Below are 18,471 nucleotides of genomic sequence, written 5' to 3'. Positions count from 1 at the left end.
TCTCCATCTCGCCTGAGATATCCGAACCATAGCAGCTTGCGGCACTCGCTACCCCCATAATTTGCGAACCACGTCAGAGCGGCCCTGCATCGGAAGATATCCAGCAGCTTCTGATTGGCATTGGAACCCGCAGGCTCCCGTGTTTCAGCACGCTACGCGTGGGACTGGTGCTTGGATCGGCCTGACGCTGGGTCCGCGAGGCAGGCGATAACTCGCGGTGGCGATCTCACCCGGGATCGACGCAACTCCGGTGGGATGCATGGGAATATTCCCACCCCGCGGCTCAGGGTTTCGTCGGATGTCGGCGTTGCGGGTTGGAAGATACCATTCCGACCGTGCCGATCATCACAGAGATCAGGAGCATGGCATGACAGTCTATGACCGCCAGTCCGGCATCCAGGCTCTGGGTCCGCCTCCACTCTGGGTCTGCGCGCTACTTGGCATCGTGATGATCGCCGCCGGAATCTTCGCTCTCAGCGACGTCGCGTTCGCGACCATCATCAGCGTCAAGCTGATCGGGCTGACCGCAATCGCGGCCGGCGCGTTCGAGGTCATGCATGCGTTCTGGACGAAGGGATGGGGCGGCTTCACATGGCAGATCATCCTCGGCGCGCTCTATTTCGCTTTCGGGCTCGTGCTGCTCACGCAGCCGGCGTCCGGCGCCCTGATCCTGACCTATTTCCTCGGCGCCGTGCTGCTCGCGTCGGGCGCCATTCGGTGCGTGCTGGGTTTCGCCTATTGGCGACAGAACGGCTGGATGATGCTGATCTCCGGCGTCTTCGGATTACTCGCCGGTGTTCTGATCCTGTTCGGTTTCCCGACCATCAGCGTCTGGGCCCTTGGATTCCTGCTTGGCGTCGACCTGATCTCGCACGGCCTGGCGTGGCTGCTCTATGCGCTTCAGTCCGTCCGGAGGACTGCGTAACGAATTCGCGAAGGAGCGACGTGAGGCCGGTGTGGCGCTCAACGACGCGGCGATCCAGGGGGCCCACATGCGCTTCCGTGCGGTCATGATGATCTCGGTTGCCTTCATTCTTGGCCTGTTGCCGCTCGTGGTCGCAACCAGCGCTGCCGAGCTCAGCCGCAGAGCAGTCGGTATCGCCGTGGTTGCCGGCATGCTCGCCGCAAGCTCGATCGCGGTCTTCATGGTGCCGACGCTCTACGTGACCTTCCAGCGCCTGCGCGAGCGCGTGAAGGGGGCTTCCAAATCAACCAATCGGCTGCCGCCGGTCGAAGAAACGGTCTAGACCATGAGGAGCAGTCGAAAACGCTGGCTGATTGCCCTCCTCGTCGTGGTTCTGGCGGCCGGTGGTTACTACGCCTGGCAGAAGCTCGGGAGAGACAATCTCCCTCCGGGAATTGCCAGCGGTAACGGCCGTATCGAGGCGGTCGAAATCGATATTGCCACCAAGACCCCCGGACGCATCCGGGAAATCCTGGTCAGGGAGGGCGATTTCGTCACCACAGGACAGGTGCTGGCGCGCATGGACACGACGCAGCTGGAAGCCCAGCTCCGTCAGGCCGAAGCGCAGTTGCGCCGCGCGATCATCAGCGTCGATACCGCCAAAAGCCTCGTCGCCCAGCGAGAGGCCGAGAAGAAATCCGCCGCCGCGGTGATCGCTCAGCGCAATGCGGAACTGGATACGGCGGGCCGAAAGCTGCAGCGATCCGAGCAACTGATCAGGACCAACGCCGTGCCACAACAGGTGCTCGACGATGATCGGGCGGCCGCAGAGGGTGCAAAGGCTGCAGTGGCGGCGGCAGAGGCTCAGCTTGCGGCGTCGGAAGCTGCAATCTCTTCCACCCGGGCGCAAGTGGTCGACGCCGAAGCGTCGATCGATGCGGCAAGGGCCGCCATCGAGAGCATCAAGGCTGACATCAACGACAGCACGCTGAAGGCACCGCGTGATGGACGCGTGCAGTTCCGGGTGGCGCAGCCCGGGGAAGTCCTGGCCGCTGGCGGACGCGTTCTCAATCTCGTCGATCTCGGCGATGTCTACATGACCTTCTTTCTTCCAACGGCGCAGGCCGGGCGTGTCGCGATCGGCGCGGATGTCCGCATCGTGCTGGATGCCGCGCCCCAATATGTCATTCCCGCCACGGCCAGTTTCGTCGCAAACGTCGCGCAGTTCACGCCCAAGACGGTGGAGACGGAGGAGGAGCGTCAGAAGCTCATGTTCCGCATCAGGGCGCATATCTCGCCGGAGCTGCTGCGGCGATACATCGAACAGGTCAAGACCGGGCTTCCCGGCAGGGCGTTTGTCCGGCTCGACCCGAACGTGGAATGGCCGGCGCAGCTTAACGAAAAGATGGTCCAATGAACGACGCGTCGACCGGAGACGGCTCCCACTCTCTGGCGCCCGTGGTGCGGCTGGAAGCGGTCGGGCTGTCTTACGGCAAGACGCGCGCGCTCGAAGCCATCACGCTCGACTTACCCAGCGGGCGCATGGTCGGGCTGATCGGACCGGATGGCGTCGGCAAGTCGAGCCTGCTCTCGCTCGTCGCCGGCGCTCGCGCCATTCAGGAGGGACGGGTCCACGTGCTCGGCGGCGATATGGCCGATGCTGCACATCGCCGGCTGAGCTGTCCGCAGATCGCCTACATGCCGCAAGGTCTCGGCAAGAACCTCTATCCGACGCTGTCGGTCTTCGAGAATGCCGATTTCTTCGGCCGCCTTTTTGGACACGACAAAGGCGAGCGCGAACACAGGATCAGGCAGCTTTTGACCGACACCCGCCTCGCCCCCTTCGCGGATCGGCCCGCGGGCAAGCTCTCGGGTGGCATGAAGCAGAAGCTCGGCCTTTGCTGCGCGCTGATCCATGAACCCGACCTCCTGATCCTCGACGAGCCGACCACCGGCGTCGATCCGCTCTCGCGCCGCCAGTTCTGGGAGCTGATCGACGAAATCCGAAAAGGCCGTCCCAGCATGAGCGTTATCGTCGCTACCGCCTACATGGAGGAGGCGGCGCGCTTTGACTGGCTGATTGCGATGGATGAAGGGCGGGTACTCGCGACGGGGTCGCCCGCGGACCTGCTGCGGCAGACAGGCGCGGCCAATCTCGATACGGCCTTCATCGCGTTGCTCCCGGAAGAGCAGCGCCGGGACCACAGGGACGTGGTGATCCCTCCCCGCCGAAGCGAAAGCGCCGACGACATCGCGATCGAGGCCGAGCAGCTCACCGTGAGGTTCGGCGATTTCACCGCGGTCGACAATGTCAGCTTCCGCATTGCCCGCGGCGAGATCTTCGGCTTTCTCGGATCGAACGGCTGCGGCAAGACGACCACCATGAAGGTGCTGACCGGACTGCTGCCGGCGAGCGAAGGCACAGCCAGGTTGTTCGGCCACGAGGTCGATCCCAACGACATGGATGTGCGGCGCCGCGTCGGCTACATGTCGCAGGCCTTCTCGCTCTATTCCGAGTTGACAATCCGGCAGAACCTCGAGCTGCACGCGCGCCTGTTTCGGATGGCCCCCGAAACCATCGCCAATCGCGTCCAGGAGATGGCGCGGCGATTCGATCTCGCCGGCGTCATGCATATGTTGCCCGATGCGCTGCCACTCGGCGTCCGCCAGCGCCTGTCGCTCGCCGTGGCACTGATCCATGGACCCGACATCCTGATTCTGGACGAGCCGACGTCCGGCGTCGATCCGGTGGCACGCGACGGCTTTTGGCAGAGCCTGTCCGACCTCTCCCGTCAAGACAACGTCACGATTTTCGTATCGACCCATTTCATGAACGAAGCGGAACGCTGCGATCGTATCTCGCTCATGCATGCCGGCAAGGTGCTCGTCAGCGACACGCCGGAAAGACTTGCCAATCAGCGCGGCGGCGGCAGCCTCGAAGAAGCTTTCGTCGCCTATTTGCAGGATGCGATCGGCACGACAGATGTTAAGCCGCAGAGCGCCGCACCGGCGGCGACAATCGAAGCTGCGCGGGCCGACCAACCCGGCGCCGCGCACCGCCGGCTCATGCGCTTCTTCGATCTGCGGCGCGTGTTCGCCTATACCGAGCGAGAGGCGCTCGAGCTGCGACGCGACCCGATCCGTGCCACGCTCGCCATTCTCGGGAGCGTCATTCTGATGTTCGTCATGGGCTACGGCATCAACATGGACGTCGAAAATCTTGCGTTCGCAGTCATGGACCGCGACGAGACGACGATCAGCCGCGATTATATCCTGCAAATCTCCGGATCGCGCTATTTCACCGAAATGCCCCCTATTACCGACTACGACGATCTCGATCGCCGCATGCGCAGTGGTGAATTGAGCCTTGCGATCGAGATTCCGCCGGGGTTCGGGCGCGATGTGGCACACGGCCGTAACGTTCAGATTGGCGCGTGGATCGACGGAGCCATGCCCTCGCGGGCGGAGACCGTGAAGGGTTATGTGCAGGCGATGCACTCGCAATGGCTGACACAGAGGGCACAGCAGCTCTACGGCAATGCCGCGACCGCCGGGGATTTCCAGCTTGCGATCCGTTACCGCTACAACCCGGACATCAAGAGCATCGTGGCCATGGCTCCCGCCGTGATCCCGATTCTCCTTTTGATCATACCGGCGATATTGGCGGCGCTGAGCGTCGTGCGCGAGAAGGAGCTGGGATCGATCATCAATTTCTATGTGACACCGGTGACGCGGTTGGAGTTTCTCGTCGGCAAGCAGCTTCCGTATGTCGCGCTCGCCATGCTCAATTTCTTCCTGTTGACCGCCTTCGCCGTGTTCGTCTTCCGCGTTCCATTCACCGGCAGCTTCCCGGCGTTCACGGCCGGAGCATTTCTCTACGTCATCATTACGACCGCGATGGGACTCCTGATATCGGCGTTTATGAACAGCCAGATCGCCGCGATCTTCGCGACCGCGCTGCTCACCATGATCCCGGCCACCCAGTATTCCGGCTTGATCGATCCGGTCTCGTCGCTTCAGGGAGCCGGCGCGGTCATCGGACGGATCTACCCAACCGCATATTTTGTCACGATCACGCGCGGCACTTTTTCGAAAGGGCTTGACCTCGCCGATCTGTCCGGCCCGTTCATAGCGCTGCTCGTGACCATCCCGATATTGCTCGCTCTTGCCGCGGCGCTTCTCAAGAAACAAGCGAGCTAGCTATGCGCACCGGCAACATCATTGAGCTCGGCATCAAGGAACTGTGGGGGCTTTTGCGCAATCCCATGATGCTGATACTGATCGTCTATGCCTTCACGGTCTCCATTTATACCGCATCGAAGGCGCAGCCGGAGACCTTGAACCAGGCCGCGCTCGCGATCATCGATGAGGACAAGTCGCCGGTGGCGACGCGCATCATCACGGCGTTCAACCCGCCCTATTTCACCATACCGCGGCTGATCTCGCAGGCCGAGATGGACGACCGGATGGACGCGGGCCTCGATACTTTCGCGCTCAACATCCCGCCCAACTTCCAGCGCGACATGCTGGCCCAGAGATCACCGACCATCCAGCTCAACGTCGACGCGACCCGCATGTCGCAGGCTTTCACCGGGAGCGGCTATATCCAGTCCATCGTCAGCGATGAGGTCAGCGAGTTTCTGGCCCGCTATCGCTCGGCCGCCCCTCTCCCTATCGAACTGGCGCTCCGGGCACGCTTCAACCCCGAGCTCAACAAGGGCTGGTTCGGCGCAATCAATAACGTCATCTCCTCCATCACGATGCTGTCGATCATCCTGACCGGAGCCGCGCTCATTCGAGAACGCGAGCACGGCACTATCGAGCATCTGCTCGTCATGCCGGTGACGCCGTTCGAGATCATGGCGAGCAAGATCTGGTCGATGGGTCTTGTCGTTCTTGTGGCCTCCAGCGTATCGCTCGTGTTCGTCGTGCAGGGATTGCTGTCGGTCCCGATCGGAGGCTCCATCGCGCTGTTCCTGTTCGGTACGGCGCTCTACCTCTTCGCCATGACCAGCATGGGCATCTTTCTGGCGACGGTCGGCGGAACCATGCCGCAATTTGGTCTCTTGATGATGCTCGTGCTGATGCCGCTACAAATGTTGTCGGGAGCCACGACGCCGCGGGAGAGCATGCCCGAGATTATCCAAAATATCATGCTCGCCGCGCCTAACACCCACTTCGTCATTCTCGCACAAGCAGTGCTGTTCCGCGGTGCTGGGCTTGATGTGGTCTGGCCGCAGCTCGCCGCGCTGCTGGTAATCGGAGCGATCCTGTTCTTCTTCTCTTTGCAACGATTCAGGGAGTTCTTGCGATAACGGACGTTTCCGCGATGCCATGCCCCGGCAAAGTCAATCGATGGTGTGTGACCTTCAATTCGTCGCAACAACAATGGGAGCAGTACCGTCTGCAAGGAAATTGAACTGGTTGACCGAAGGACGTCGAAACGCGGGATGCGGCAGACGGGAAGCAAGCGTGCGATTACCCGTGACTTAACGCTCGGCTCCGTCAGCATCGCGCCTTGTCAGACCAGAGCGATGGCTTGATCGGGTTGACTTTATCGGAACTGCAAGAACAGGGAAAATCAGATGTCAAAAATGAAAGCTGCCGTCTTTGTCGAGCCGGGCCGGATCGTGCTCGAAGAGAAGTCCATGCCGGATGTTGGTCCGCTCGACGCATTGGTGCGGATTACGACCACAACCATCTGCGGAACGGACGTCCATATCCTTAAAGGGGAGTATCCGGTCGCGAAAGGTCTGACGATCGGCCACGAGCCTGTTGGAGTGATCGAGAAGCTCGGTTCGGAGGTCAGAGGATTCCGCGAGGGGCAGCGAGTCATCGCTGGCGCCATCACGCCGAGCGGCTACAGCAACGCGTGCCAGTGTGGCCGCTGCTCCCAGGATGGTCCCGATGCCAAACACGGATGGAAGGCTGCCGGCGGATGGCGCTTCGGCAACACGATCGACGGCTGCCAGGCCGAATATGTCCTCGTGCCTGACGCGATAGGCAATCTCGCGCCTGTTGCTGACGGACTCACCGACGAGCAGGTCCTCATGTGTCCCGACATCATGTCGACCGGTTTCAGCGGCGCCGAAAGCGGCAGGATCAGGATCGGCGACATGGTGGCGGTGTTCGCGCAGGGTCCGATCGGTCTTTGCGCCACCGCTGGCGCGAAACTCCTCGGCGCGTCGACGATCATCGCCGTCGACCGGCTGCCCGAGCGTCTGGAGATGGCGCGTCGTCTCGGTGCCGACCACGTTGTGGACTTCAGCAAAGCAAATCCGGTCGCAGAGATCATGCGTCTCACCGACGGACGCGGGGTCGATGTGGCCATCGAGTCGCTGGGCACCCAGTCGACGTTTGAATCCTGCCTGCGGGTGTTGCGACCGGGCGGGACCTTGTCGAGCCTTGGCGTCTATTCGGCCGATCTAAGGATCCCGGTCGACGCCTTCGCGACGGGACTCGGCGACCATACGATCGTGACAACGCTCTGCCCGGGCGGCAAGGAGCGCATGCGACGACTGATGGCGGTGATCGAATCAGGACGCGTCGACCTGAGCGCGATGGTGACGCACCGGTTTAAGCTGGATGAGATCGAAGCCGCTTATGAACTCTTCGCGAACCAACGTGATGGAGTGTTCAAGGTCGCGATCACGCCGTGACTGGAAACGCCGCTTTTCGGACGAAGTAAGAATCGGAAACCCAAACAGCATCGTCAACGCGACCGCCGTAACCGTGACCACCACAGCGGCCAGTGCCTGATTTGAACCTACCAAACCAAGTCATTGATTTTGTTGGGGCGACGGCTCGACCCTGAAGACAAAAACCCAGCAATCAATTGAGATTGCTGGGTTTTTAGTGCCGATCTTGGTTGCGGGGATAGGATTTGAACCTATGACCTTCAGGTTATGAGCCTGACGAGCTACCGGGCTGCTCCACCCCGCGATAAACCGTTGCACGCCTTGCCGAAAAACCGGGTGCCGAAACGTCTTTGGCCAACGCGCGGAGCGCGGCTATTCCGTCCGGAGGCTTCCTGAGAAGGCTACCCCCTTAGCGAATGCCGTGGGGGCGCGAGGGGTATGTACCAACGCTGACCCGCTTTGGAAAGGGCCGCGAGACGACTTTTGAGGATTTTATGACGGCAAAAATCCGCTGAATCCGGCTTTTTCGTCGAAAACCGGTCCTGCGAGAGCGCTCTTGCCAGAGCCAGCGCAAAAGCCCAGCTTTCCAGCCAAGGAAACGGGAAGGAAACGAGAAAGAACCGGGTCAGAGCCACCGGGAACACGCCCGAGAAACCGCCGAGGAACACGCCATGGACCAGCCATTGAAAAGCCCGGGCCAGAGCGCCCTGGATGACACCTTTCACCACCTGTTCGAGCTGTCGCGCAGCGAACCGGCGGCGACGCTGAAGCAGCGGCTCGACAGGCTGGCGCGGCTGCGCGCCGTCGTCGCCGACAACGAGGCCCGCTTCGAAGCGGCGATCTCGGCGGACTTCGGCCATCGCTGTGCCACCGAGACCCTGTTCGCGGAACAGATATTCGTGCTCGGCGAAATCAAGCACACCGCCAGGCACCTGAAAAAATGGATGGCGCCGCGGCGCATCGCCACCGCGCTGCAATTCATGCCCGCCAGGAATCGCCTGATCCCGCAGCCGCTCGGCGTCGTCGGCATCATCGCGCCCTGGAACTATCCGCTGCAGCTGACGCTGGCGCCGGCGGTAGGCGCGATCGCCGCGGGCAACCGCGTGATGATCAAGCCGAGTGAGCTGGTGCCGCGTTTCTCCGCGCTCTTGAAAGAGGTGATCTCGGCCAAATTCGACGCTTCCGAAATGGTCGTGACCGGCGTCGATGAGGAGATCGCGAAGACCTTTGCCTCGCTGCCGTTCGATCATCTGATCTTCACCGGCTCGACCCGCGTTGGCCGTCTCGTCGCGGAGGCCGCAGGCCGAAATTTGACGCCGATCACGCTCGAGCTCGGCGGCAAGTCGCCCGCCATCGTCGACCGCTCCGCGGATCTGGCGGAAGCCGCGGCGCGTATCGCCTACGGAAAACTGCTCAATGCCGGGCAGACCTGCATCGCGCCGGATTATGCGCTGGTGCCGGAGGCGCAGGTGCAGGATTTCGCGGAAAAAGTGCAGGCCAGCATGCAGACGATGTTCGGCACCACTCCCGACAACAGGGATTACACCTCGGTGGTTTCCGACCGGCATTATGCGCGGCTCGAAGGCCTGGTGGCGGACGCCGCCGCCAAGGGCGCGCGGATCATGCAGCCGGCAAAAGCGAGCGATCCCGCCTGGAAATCGCAGCGCAAGTTCCCGCCGACCATCGTCGTCGGCGCGAGCCCCGACATGGCGGTCATGCAGGAGGAAATCTTCGGACCGCTATTGCCCGTGATCGGCTACAAGGACGCCGCGGAGCCGGTCGCCTATATCAACAGGCATGACCGGCCGCTGGCGCTGTACTGGTTCGGCAAGGACGATGCGGCACGCGACGAGGTGCTGGCGCGGACCGTCTCCGGCGGCGTCACCGTCAACGACTGCCTGTTCCACTTTGCACAGATCAACCAGCCGATGGGCGGCGTCGGCGCCTCCGGCACCGGCGCCTATCACGGCCAATGGGGGTTTGACAGCTTGAGCAAGCTGAAGCCGGTGTTCTATCGCTCGCCGTTCAACCGGCTCGCCGATCTCTATCCGCCCTACGGCGCGAAGATCGCGCGGATGGAAAAGCTGCTGCGGTTTCTGTCGTAACCGTCGGAATTTCCAGAAAGACCAGAGCGGATTTAAAACCCGCTGCGCTCGCAATGACGTGGAGAGAATCTTTACCGCCTCACGTCAGCAAGAACCCGCCATCCACCGTCACGACGCTGCCGGTCATGTAGCGCGAGGCGTTCGAAGCCAGCAGCATGATGGCGCCGTCGAGATCAGATTCGGCGCCAACGCGCCGCTGCGGAATCCGTTTGGCCAGTTTCTCGCCCGCCGGTGTCGACCAGAAATCATGGTTCATCTCGGTATCGATGTAGCCCGGCGCCAACGCATTGACGCGGATGCGGTTGCCGGCAAGTTCCAGCGCCATCACCTTGGTGGCCTGGATGATGCCCGCCTTGGAGATCGTGTAGGGCGACAGGAACTTCATCACGCCGGAGCCGAGCACGGAGGCGATATTGACGATATTGCCTTCCTGATTGCGCGCGATCATCCGCCGCGCCATTTCGGTGGCCAGGAAATAGCCGCCCTTGAGATTGGCGTTGATGACGGAATCCCAGTCCGCCTCGGTCTGATCGACCGCGAGCTTTTCGATGGCGATGCCGGCATTGTTGACGAGCACGCTGACCGGACCGAGCGCTGCTTCGGCGCTGTCGATGGCCTTGCCGATCGATCCGATATCCGTGACGTCCATCTGCACCGCGGCCGCGCGGCCGCCCTTCGCCCGGATTTCGTCCTCCAGAATCTTCAGCTTGGCGGTCTGCCGTGCCGCCAGCACGACAGCCGCGCCATGGCCGGAAAGCACCCGCGCGAACTGCCGCCCCAGCCCCTGCGAGGCGCCGGTGATCAGGATAATTTCTTTACTGACGTCGAATAAACCCGACATGACCAGCTCCGCCAGATTGGCACGCGTTCCTTGATACAGACGATTGTAGCGATCGCAAACCGGTTTCGTTGACCAAACCCGGATACAGGAAACACGGCAGCAGAAGTGTCCTTCATGAACAGTTTCGACGCCGTCGTCTATCTCGCCTTGGTCATCGCCGCCGTCCTCGGCTTTAATTCCGGCCTGCTGCGCAGCGCCGCCACCATCCTCGCTTATCTCATCGCGATGCCGATCGCTATTTGGGCGATGTCATTGGTCGCGCCGGCCATCGGGCAAGGCGACGCGCCGGTATCGCAGAACTGGCCGCTGTTGTTCGGCATTTTCCTCGCGGCCGGCATCGTGCTCGGCAAACTGATGTGCATGGTGCTCGACGAAACCATCGGACCCGGCGCCGGCATCGGCGATCGTCTCGCCGGCGCCGTGCTCGGAGCGGTGCGGGTCGGCCTCGTCGCCGTCACGCTGATCATGATCTTCAATCAGGTGGTTCCAGCGGATCGCCAGCCCTCCTACCTCGCAGGCTCCAGGCTGCGGCCGCTGTTGTCGGTGGCCGGCCAAACCGGCGTTCGCTCGCTGCCGCCGGAGGTCGCGGCCACGATCGATCGGCTGAAAAAAGACCGGCAAATATAAAGCCTCGGACGCTTGCCGCGGACGCCGGGCCGCTCTCCCTGATATGCATTTAGGATATAGCGAGGTCTCTTATCAGGGCGGCCCGGGTTGGCTAGAATGACGGGATCGGACTTCAACAATCAGACTTCAACAATCACCTGACATAACGGGAGTGAAACAGTGGATCTTGGGATCAAAGGCCGCCGCGCGATCGTCTGCGCATCGTCGAAGGGCCTGGGACGCGCCTGCGCGATGGCGCTGGCCAACGAAGGCGTGCATGTCACGGTGACCGCGCGCGGCGCCGAGGCGCTGGCGAAAACGGCCGCCGACATCCGCAAAGCCAATCCCGGCGTCACCGTGACCGAGGTCGCCGGCGACATCACCACCCCTGCGGGGCGTGAAGCCGTGCTGAAGGCCTGCCCGGATCCGGATATCCTGGTCAACAATGCCGGCGGCCCGCCGCCCGGCGATTTCCGCAACTGGACCCGCGACGACTGGATCAAGGCGCTCGACGCCAACATGCTCACCCCGATCGAACTGATCAGGGCGACGGTGGACGGCATGATGGCCCGCAAGTTTGGCCGCATCGTCAATATCACCTCCGCCGCCGTGAAGGCGCCAATCGAGGTGCTGGGGCTCTCCAACGGCGCGCGCTCCGGCCTCACCGGCTTTGTCGCCGGCGTCGCGCGCAAGACCGTGATCAACAACGTCACCATCAACGCCCTGCTGCCGGGTCCGTTCGACACCGACCGCCTGCGCGGTCCGGTGGCGAAGGTGGACGCGGAAAAGCGCGGCATAACCGTCGATCAATTGCTTGCGGAACGCGCCAGGCTCAATCCGGCCGGGCGCTTCGGCGACCCGGAGGAATTTGGGCTCGCCTGCGCGTTCCTGTGCGGCGCCAAGGCGGGTTTCATCACCGGGCAGAACATCCTGCTCGATGGCGGCGCATTTCCGGGCACGATGTGAAGGCGGTCTGGTACGAGCGCACGGGCGCGGCACCCGACGTCCTGACGTTCGGCGAGATGCCGGCGCCGGAGGCCGGACCGGGCGAAGTTCGCGTCCGGCTCGAGGCTTCCGGCGTCAATCCCGCCGATGTCGGCCGCCGCGCCGGCAGCTATCGCCCGCTGGAATTTCCGCGCGTGATCCCCGACAGCGACGGCGCCGGTGTCATCGATCAGGTCGGCAGCGGCGTGACGCGGTTCGAGGTCGGCCAAAGGGTCTGGCTGTTCAACGGCCAGCGCAACGGCCGTGCCTTCGGCACCGCGGCCGAATATATCGCGCTGGCCGACTATCTGGTGACGCCGCTGCCCGACGACGTCTCGTTCGCGGCCGGCGCCACGCTCGGGATTCCCTGCATGACCGCCTGGTGCTGCCTGTTCGGCGACGGACCAATCGCGGGCCAAACCGTGCTCGTCACGGGCGGGGCCGGCGCGGTCGGCCACTACGCCGTGCAACTGGCGAAGGCGGGCGGCGCACGCGTGATCGCCACCGTCAGTTCGCCGATGAAGGATATGGAAGCACGTCTCGCCGGCGCCGATCTGGTGCTCAATTACAGGACCGAGGATGTCGTCGACAAAATCATGACGTTCACCGAACAGCGCGGCGTCGACCGCGTCGTCGATGTCGATTTTGGCGGCAACATCGCCACCACGCTGAAGGTCATGGCGATCAATTCGGCGATCGCGGTCTACGCCACCAACGGCAACCGCGCGCCGACCATTCCGATGCGCGTACTGATGGAAAAATGTATCGCTTTGCGGCCGTTGGTGCTGTTCGCGCTGCCGCCACCGCTGCTTGCCGAGGCCCAGGGCGAAATCACCAAATGGCTCGCGGCCGGACCGCGCATCCACAACATCGCCGCGCAGTTTCCGCTCGCCGAGACGGCGCAAGCGCATCTCGCGGTTGAAAAAGGCGACAAGCTCGGCACCGTCATCGTCGACTGCGCGCGGTAGAAACGGGTTCTCGAAACGATAGCAGCCGAACGCGGCACGCCCCGCTTCACCTCTCCCCTGTCACCACGCTTTAGTGGGACTGAGCGTAGGGGGCGGTATTCAGCAGCAGCACACCAAAAAGAAGGACCAGATAGAGCATCGAAAACACGAACAGGCGACGAGCAGGCCGCCTTTCTCCGTCATTGCTCCGACGTAGTTGCCATGAGAGAAAAATCATGATCGCTCCAAGCATCGCCGCAGCCGCGCCATAGAGGGCTCCCGCGAACCCCAGTGCCCAGGGCATCAGTGAGATCGGAACCAGAAGAACGCTGTAGAGAAGAATTTGGCGCTTAGTTTCGGCCCTGCCGGCTACGACCGGCAACATCGGCACACCGGCGCGAGCATATTCTCCGGCAAGATTGAGCGACAGTGCCCAGAAGTGGGGTGGCGTCCAAAGGAAGATGATCAGGAAGAGGACAAGCGGTTCGAGCCCGACATTTCCGGCGGCCGCAACCCAGCCGATCACCGGAGGCAGTGCACCAGCCGCACCGCCAATGACGATATTTTGCGGCGTTCGGCGTTTGAGCCACATCGTGTAGACGACGACGTAGAAGAAAATTGTGAAAGCAAGCAGCGCAGCCGCGGCCATGTTCAGCAAAGTGCCGAGGGCCAGAATGGCACACACGCCAAGCATAAGTCCGAAAACCAATGCTTCCCGGCGCGATACGCGGCCGCTGGGAATTGGACGCATGGCGGTACGCGCCATCACCGCATCGATGTCGGCGTCGTACCACATATTGAGCGCACCTGCGGCTCCAGCTCCGGCAGCTATGCAAAGAAGAGCAATTACACCGGCGAACGGATCGATACCGCCTGGTGCGACGATGAGACCGACTAGTGCGGTAAAGATGACCAGCGACATAACGCGTGGTTTCGTCAGCGCAACATAGTCCCCGATGTTGGCGTAGCTTTCGCGAAGGAGAATTGAACGATTGATTTGCATGGTGACGCCTTTCAGGCCGGTACTCAAAAAAGCCATCGGTTGCAGAATTCTCTTGTCAGGCAATCTCCAGAAGGCGGCAGGCCCGGTTTCCCCGACTGCACCGCTGCTGCATCTTCGCGAGCTTTCTTCCGGCAGGAACAATCCCCGCCTTCTTTCCCGTAGAATCGAGCTGCTTGAAATAGGCTACGATATCGTCGATTTGCTTCGGATATTTCAAGCCTGGAAAGGCCAGCTTGATGCCGGGTATCTTGGCCTTCCCAGGGACGGTTGAGAAAATTCCGGCTCCGAGCGGGAGAACGGGACTGCGCATTCGACTGTCTCCATTGCCGAAGGAATACACCGGCGCAAACGGCAGTGACCATTTCGCCAATCGGCTGCGTAACGATTCAATCGCCCTGAAAGATCACGTGCAAACCAGATCTGAAAAGTCCGTGGCTCTTCCTGAGCACACCGTTGGTCGACTAGCCCAGCGAGCTAATGATTTCCCGATAAGCTGCTTCAGGAAATGCTTTCAGCGTGCGCGTCCGGACGTTTCCCAGCATGCCCAGCTGCAGGTTGAAACGTGCCGCCACCGCATCGTCCGGCGCTTCGTAGATCGCGACGATGTCATAGTCGCCCATGGTGAGGAAAAAGTGCTTGAACTCGCCACTCATATCTTTGAGGGCTTTCTTGGCCGCGTCCAGACGACGCGGCGAGTCCTTGACTTTCAGCGCGCCCTGGTCGGTCCAATTTGCGAGCATGACGTATGTGGTCATAACTGCCCTCCTTCTGGTACGAGGCACTACTGGTACGAAGCAATGTATCTAAGCCGTTGGCGCGAAAAATATGACCCGGAGGAGATGCGTGTAGTCGGATTCGAACACCATGATCGCCACAAACACCAACACCAGCACCGGCGGCAGCAGGATGGCGTAGGCCAGGGCCAGCCGCTCCCAGGCCATGTGCATGAAGACGGCGACGATCAGGCCAGCCTTCAACACCATGAACAGCAGGATCAACGACCATCTGAGATAGCCATGGAGGCCAAAGTAGTCGACGAGATAGGAGCAGGTGCTGAGAACGAACAACCATCCCCAGACCACGAGGTAAAGCTTGATCGGATGCTGCTGGCCCTTTGTGTGCGTGGTTCCTGATGCCACTGCGTCTTGCGCGTGGGCCTGCAGCGAATGTTGGTGTCCTTCCAAGGGTAGCGCTACGTTTGTCATGCGGCGACCTCACCAGAGATAAAAAAGTGCAAAGATGAACACCCACACAAGATCGACGAAGTGCCAGTACAGGCCGGTGATTTCAACGATCTCGTAATGCCCCTTCCGGCTCGTGAAGAAACCGCGCCTTTCGACATCGAAGTCTCCCCGCCAGACCTTTCGCGCAATGGCGACCAGGAAGATCACGCCGATCGTCACGTGGGTGCCGTGGAAGCCGGTGATCATGAAAAAGCTCGACCCAAACTGCGCCGCACCCCAGGGATTGCCCCAGGGCCGGACGCCCTCCATGATCAGCTTGGTCCATTCGAAGGCTTGCATTCCGACGAACGTTGCGCCGAATGCCGCTGTTGCCAACATCAAGGCCGCCGTTTTCGCACGATCACGGCGGTAACCGAAATTGACGGCCATCGCCATCGTCCCGCTGCTGCTGATCAAGATGAAGGTCATGATGGCGATCAGGATGAGCGGGATTTTCTTGTCTCCGATCGTGAGGGCGAAGACTTCGCTGGGGTTGGGCCACGGCACGGTAGTGGACATTCGCGCCGTCATGTACGACAGCAGGAAGCAGCTGAAGATGAAGGTGTCGCTCAGGAGGAAGATCCACATCATGGCCTTCCCCCAGGAAACATTCTTGAAGGCGCGCTGATCCGAGGACCAGTCGGCGGCGATGCCTCGCCAGCCAGCAATCCGCGCAGCCGATTCTCCGGTGTTTGTCAGCGCAGTCTCTGCCATTTGGTCTCTGCCTCGCTAGCTGAGCAATTGGCGACAGATGTCGACGAAATCGTCCGTCCAGCCTGTCAGCAGACCGAGTAAGACCAGCCAGACCAACAGCAGGAAATGCCAGTAGATAGCGCAGAGTTCCACGCTCAGGCGCACCTGGGTCACCGCGACGCCATGCCACACCTTGGCAGTCGTTCTGCCCAGGGCCACCAGGCCGCCCATCAGATGCAGCCCATGTACCGCAGTGATCAGGTAGAAAAATGAATTGGCTGGATTGGAGGCCAAGAAATACCCCGCAGCGCTCAGCTCGCGCCACGCCAGGAGCTGCCCGATCAGGAATGTAACGGCGAATGCTCCTCCTGCGCACAGGCCGACGATGACGCCGTCGATGTCGTCCCGGCGCGCGGCCACGTATGCCGATTGCAGCGCGACACTGCTCAAGACCAGGACTCCCGTGTTAAACCACAGCAACCGGGGCACGGGCAGCGCCCGCCAGTCCACCATGTTCATGCGCATGGAGTAAGCGCTGATGAAGAGTGCGAACAACGAGCCGACGACAGCGAGAAACACTCCCAGTCCGATCTTCGCCGGCGGCAGGAATGAAGTGCTATGCTCGCGCAAATCGGCGGCTACTCCTTCCTCCAGCCAGGGCTTGGCTGCCAGCCCTTGCTGCGAGAGCCACCATCCCGCAATTACCGCTATTCCAGCCATGAACAGGATAATGGCACTCATGGGCGGGCCGCCTGCGCCAACAATCCGGCCGGAGGTTCATTTTGCGGCACGAAATCCCGAGTGGCGCCGGGCACGCTGTAATCGTAGGCCCAGCGATAGACGATAGGGAGATCCTTGCCCCAGTTGCCATGCCCCGGCGGGGTCTGCGGTGTTTGCCATTCCAGCGACGCGGCTCCCCAGGGATTGCCGCCGGCCTCTTTTCCTTTGAACAGGCTCCAGATCAGATTGAACAGGAACACAAGCTGGGCGAAGCCGACAATCAAGGCCGCCACGCTCATGAACGCGTTGAGGTCATGGGCGGATGCCGGTATGAAGGCCGTTTCGCCAATGTCGTGATAGCGGCGGGGCATGCCCAAAAGACCGAGATAGTGCATGGGGAAGAAGACCGCATAGGCCCCCAGGAACGAGACCCAGAAGTGGAATCGTCCAAGCGCCTCATTGAGCATTCGTCCGGTGACTTTCGGATACCAGTGATAGATTCCGCCGAACACGGCCATGATCGGCGCAATACCCATCACCATATGGAAGTGGGCGACGACGAACATCGTGTCGGACAACGGAACGTCCACAACCACGTTCCCGAGAAACAGGCCGGTCAGGCCGCCGTTCACGAACGTGATGATGAACGCGAGAGCAAACAGCATCGGGACCGTGAGATGGATGTCGCCGCGCCACAGGGTAAGCACCCAGTTATAAACCTTGATGGCGGTCGGGACGGCGATGATGAGCGTAGTAGTGGCGAAGAAGAACCCGAAATACGGGTTCATGCCGCTCACATACATGTGGTGCGCCCACACGACGAAGCTGAGAGCGCCGATTGCCACAATAGCCCAGACCATCATGCGATAGCCGAAGATGTTCTTCCGCGCGTGGACGCTGATCAGATCGGAAATGATGCCGAAGGCCGGCAAGGCGACGATGTAGACTTCGGGGTGGCCGAAGAACCAGAACAGGTGCTGGAACAGGATCGGGCTGCCACCGCCATACTTCGTCAGCTGGCCCATCTCAACCAGCGTGGGCATGAAGAAGCTGGTTCCCAGGAGGCGGTCGAGCAGCAGCATCACCGAGGCGACGAACAGCGCCGGAAAGGCCAGCAGCGCCATGACGGTGGCCGTGAAAATGCCCCACACCGTCAAGGGCAAACGCATCAACGTCATGCCGCGTGTGCGCGCCTGCAGCACCGTCACCACGTAATTCAGCCCGCCCATGGTGAAGCCAATGATGAACAGGATCAGCGAGGCCAGCATCAGAATGATGCCCCAATCCTGCCCGGGGGTGCCGGAGAGAATCGCCTGCGGCGGGTACAGCGTCCAGCCGGCGCCGGTGGGCCCGCCGGGCACGAAAAAGGTCGCGGCCAGCACCACGACCGCGAGCAAATAGACCCAGTAGCTCAGCATGTTCACATAGGGGAACACCATGTCCCGGGCGCCGACCATCAGCGGGATGAGGTAGTTGCCGAAGCCTCCCAGAAACAACGCCGTGAGCAGGTAGATCACCATGATCATGCCGTGCATGGTGATAAGCTGCAGGTATTGGTTGGCATCGATAAACGAAAACGTGCCGGGGAATCCCAGTTGCAGCCGCATCAGCCATGACAGCACCAGCGCAACCATTCCAATGGACATTGCCGTGATCGAGTACTGGATGGCGATAACCTTGGCGTCCTGCGAAAAGACGTACCTCGTCCACCAGCTTCTCGGATGATAGAGCTCGACCTCACCGACTTCAGCCGGCGAGACGCCTGCAACTGTGTCAAACGGGACATCGACCATCGGAATACCCTCCT

The 18,471-nt window shown here is 61.6% G+C and carries 17 protein-coding genes, 1 tRNA gene and 1 pseudogene; 10 read left to right on the top strand and 9 right to left on the bottom strand.

Translation table 11 applies throughout. The annotated features are described in order from the left end of the window. The first annotated feature begins 367 nt into the window (after positions 1 to 367). The 6 genes and pseudogenes from B5525_RS16315 to B5525_RS16290 all read left to right on the top strand — a co-directional run bounded on the left by B5525_RS16315 (position 368) and on the right by B5525_RS16290 (position 7,563). Positions 368 to 925, top strand: a complete 558-nt coding sequence (locus B5525_RS16315; protein WP_079566918.1) for an HdeD family acid-resistance protein — start codon at positions 368 to 370, stop codon at positions 923 to 925. Then, positions 909 to 1,247 (top strand): annotated as a pseudogene (locus tag B5525_RS16310) (efflux RND transporter permease subunit); the annotation flags it as partial. The gene B5525_RS16315 and the pseudogene B5525_RS16310, both read left to right, overlap by 17 nt. Before the next feature lie 3 nt (positions 1,248 to 1,250). Beyond that, positions 1,251 to 2,321, top strand: a complete 1,071-nt coding sequence (locus B5525_RS16305; protein WP_079566916.1) for an HlyD family secretion protein — start codon at positions 1,251 to 1,253, stop codon at positions 2,319 to 2,321. Then, positions 2,318 to 5,104: a ribosome-associated ATPase/putative transporter RbbA gene (gene rbbA / locus B5525_RS16300; RefSeq protein ID WP_079566915.1), complete on the top strand. Its 2,787-nt coding sequence runs from the start codon at positions 2,318 to 2,320 to the stop codon at positions 5,102 to 5,104. Before B5525_RS16305 ends, rbbA begins: the two co-directional genes overlap by 4 nt. Positions 5,105 to 5,106: 2 nt before the next feature. After that, the gene (locus B5525_RS16295) at positions 5,107 to 6,219 is read left to right on the top strand and encodes an ABC transporter permease (RefSeq protein ID WP_079566914.1); all 1,113 of its coding nucleotides are present in this window, start codon (positions 5,107 to 5,109) and stop codon (positions 6,217 to 6,219) included. A gap of 270 nt (positions 6,220 to 6,489) precedes the next feature. Further along, positions 6,490 to 7,563: an NAD(P)-dependent alcohol dehydrogenase gene (locus B5525_RS16290; RefSeq protein WP_079566913.1), complete on the top strand. Its 1,074-nt coding sequence runs from the start codon at positions 6,490 to 6,492 to the stop codon at positions 7,561 to 7,563. A 206-nt stretch (positions 7,564 to 7,769) separates the two neighbouring features. On the opposite strand, the gene B5525_RS16285 is transcribed toward B5525_RS16290, so the two are convergent. Then, positions 7,770 to 7,846, bottom strand: a tRNA-Met gene (locus B5525_RS16285). Between the two features lie 367 nt (positions 7,847 to 8,213). Between B5525_RS16285 and B5525_RS16280 the strand changes: the two genes are divergently transcribed. Next, a complete protein-coding gene (locus tag B5525_RS16280; protein WP_079566912.1) occupies positions 8,214 to 9,647 on the top strand; it encodes a coniferyl aldehyde dehydrogenase in 1,434 nt (477 codons plus the stop codon). A gap of 79 nt (positions 9,648 to 9,726) precedes the next feature. On the opposite strand, the gene B5525_RS16275 is transcribed toward B5525_RS16280, so the two are convergent. After that, a complete protein-coding gene (locus B5525_RS16275; RefSeq protein ID WP_079566911.1) occupies positions 9,727 to 10,488 on the bottom strand; it encodes an SDR family oxidoreductase in 762 nt (253 codons plus the stop codon). A 114-nt stretch (positions 10,489 to 10,602) separates the two neighbouring features. On the opposite strand from B5525_RS16275, the gene B5525_RS16270 reads away from it, so the two are divergent. From B5525_RS16270 to B5525_RS16260, 3 genes are all read left to right on the top strand, one after another. Then, positions 10,603 to 11,115: a CvpA family protein gene (locus B5525_RS16270; RefSeq protein ID WP_079566910.1), complete on the top strand. Its 513-nt coding sequence runs from the start codon at positions 10,603 to 10,605 to the stop codon at positions 11,113 to 11,115. A gap of 159 nt (positions 11,116 to 11,274) precedes the next feature. Continuing rightward, entirely contained in the window at positions 11,275 to 12,060 is a 786-nt protein-coding gene (locus B5525_RS16265) for an SDR family oxidoreductase (RefSeq protein WP_079566909.1), read from the top strand. Next, positions 12,057 to 13,046, top strand: coding sequence for an NADPH:quinone reductase (locus B5525_RS16260; protein WP_079566908.1), 990 nt, complete (start codon positions 12,057 to 12,059; stop codon positions 13,044 to 13,046). Before B5525_RS16265 ends, B5525_RS16260 begins: the two co-directional genes overlap by 4 nt. Positions 13,047 to 13,116: 70 nt before the next feature. Here B5525_RS16260 and B5525_RS16255 read toward each other — a convergent pair whose 3' ends face one another. The 7 genes from B5525_RS16255 to ctaD all read right to left on the bottom strand — a co-directional run bounded on the left by B5525_RS16255 (position 13,117) and on the right by ctaD (position 18,457). Beyond that, positions 13,117 to 14,028, bottom strand: coding sequence for a heme o synthase (locus tag B5525_RS16255; RefSeq protein ID WP_079573438.1), 912 nt, complete (start codon positions 14,026 to 14,028; stop codon positions 13,117 to 13,119). 55 nt (positions 14,029 to 14,083) lie between these two features. Beyond that, positions 14,084 to 14,338, bottom strand: coding sequence for a hypothetical protein (locus tag B5525_RS45830; RefSeq protein ID WP_197687928.1), 255 nt, complete (start codon positions 14,336 to 14,338; stop codon positions 14,084 to 14,086). Between the two features lie 151 nt (positions 14,339 to 14,489). Further along, complete coding sequence (locus B5525_RS16245) at positions 14,490 to 14,783, bottom strand: GYD domain-containing protein (protein ID WP_079566907.1); 294 nt, start codon at positions 14,781 to 14,783, stop codon at positions 14,490 to 14,492. 48 nt (positions 14,784 to 14,831) lie between these two features. Beyond that, positions 14,832 to 15,233 (bottom strand): cytochrome C oxidase subunit IV family protein, encoded by a 402-nt coding sequence (locus tag B5525_RS16240; protein WP_079566906.1) that lies wholly within the window; start codon positions 15,231 to 15,233, stop codon positions 14,832 to 14,834. A 9-nt stretch (positions 15,234 to 15,242) separates the two neighbouring features. Further along, positions 15,243 to 15,965, bottom strand: a complete 723-nt coding sequence (locus B5525_RS16235) for a heme-copper oxidase subunit III family protein (protein WP_079566905.1) — start codon at positions 15,963 to 15,965, stop codon at positions 15,243 to 15,245. A 15-nt stretch (positions 15,966 to 15,980) separates the two neighbouring features. Next, positions 15,981 to 16,685 (bottom strand): cytochrome c oxidase subunit 3, encoded by a 705-nt coding sequence (locus B5525_RS16230; RefSeq protein WP_079566904.1) that lies wholly within the window; start codon positions 16,683 to 16,685, stop codon positions 15,981 to 15,983. Beyond that, a complete protein-coding gene (ctaD, locus tag B5525_RS16225; RefSeq protein ID WP_079566903.1) occupies positions 16,682 to 18,457 on the bottom strand; it encodes a cytochrome c oxidase subunit I in 1,776 nt (591 codons plus the stop codon). Before ctaD ends, B5525_RS16230 begins: the two co-directional genes overlap by 4 nt. Positions 18,458 to 18,471: the final 14 nt, after the last annotated feature.

Origin of the sequence: Bradyrhizobium erythrophlei (assembly GCF_900129505.1) — a bacterium.
Taxonomy (GTDB): Bacteria; Pseudomonadota; Alphaproteobacteria; order Rhizobiales; family Xanthobacteraceae; genus Bradyrhizobium; species Bradyrhizobium erythrophlei_D.
The sequence above is the reverse complement of the archived record's forward strand: the minus strand, read 5'-3'. Positions and strand labels throughout refer to the sequence as shown.

Excerpts from the sequence above, each read along its gene's own strand:
- ctaD (WP_079566903.1), bottom strand. The coding sequence starts at position 18,457 with ATGGTCGATGTCCCGTTTGACACAGTTGCAGGCGTCTCGCCGGCTGAA.
- B5525_RS16295 (WP_079566914.1), top strand. The coding sequence starts at position 5,107 with ATGCGCACCGGCAACATCATTGAGCTCGGCATCAAGGAACTGTGGGGG.
- B5525_RS16245 (WP_079566907.1), bottom strand. The coding sequence starts at position 14,783 with ATGACCACATACGTCATGCTCGCAAATTGGACCGACCAGGGCGCGCTG.
- B5525_RS16240 (WP_079566906.1), bottom strand. The coding sequence starts at position 15,233 with ATGACAAACGTAGCGCTACCCTTGGAAGGACACCAACATTCGCTGCAG.
- B5525_RS16315 (WP_079566918.1), top strand. The coding sequence starts at position 368 with ATGACAGTCTATGACCGCCAGTCCGGCATCCAGGCTCTGGGTCCGCCT.
- B5525_RS16280 (WP_079566912.1), top strand. The coding sequence starts at position 8,214 with ATGGACCAGCCATTGAAAAGCCCGGGCCAGAGCGCCCTGGATGACACC.
- B5525_RS45830 (WP_197687928.1), bottom strand. The coding sequence starts at position 14,338 with ATGCGCAGTCCCGTTCTCCCGCTCGGAGCCGGAATTTTCTCAACCGTC.
- B5525_RS16290 (WP_079566913.1), top strand. The coding sequence starts at position 6,490 with ATGTCAAAAATGAAAGCTGCCGTCTTTGTCGAGCCGGGCCGGATCGTG.
- rbbA (WP_079566915.1), top strand. The coding sequence starts at position 2,318 with ATGAACGACGCGTCGACCGGAGACGGCTCCCACTCTCTGGCGCCCGTG.
- B5525_RS16270 (WP_079566910.1), top strand. The coding sequence starts at position 10,603 with ATGAACAGTTTCGACGCCGTCGTCTATCTCGCCTTGGTCATCGCCGCC.
- B5525_RS16305 (WP_079566916.1), top strand. The coding sequence starts at position 1,251 with ATGAGGAGCAGTCGAAAACGCTGGCTGATTGCCCTCCTCGTCGTGGTT.
- B5525_RS16230 (WP_079566904.1), bottom strand. The coding sequence starts at position 16,685 with ATGAGTGCCATTATCCTGTTCATGGCTGGAATAGCGGTAATTGCGGGA.
- B5525_RS16275 (WP_079566911.1), bottom strand. The coding sequence starts at position 10,488 with ATGTCGGGTTTATTCGACGTCAGTAAAGAAATTATCCTGATCACCGGC.
- B5525_RS16235 (WP_079566905.1), bottom strand. The coding sequence starts at position 15,965 with ATGGCAGAGACTGCGCTGACAAACACCGGAGAATCGGCTGCGCGGATT.
- B5525_RS16255 (WP_079573438.1), bottom strand. The coding sequence starts at position 14,028 with ATGCAAATCAATCGTTCAATTCTCCTTCGCGAAAGCTACGCCAACATC.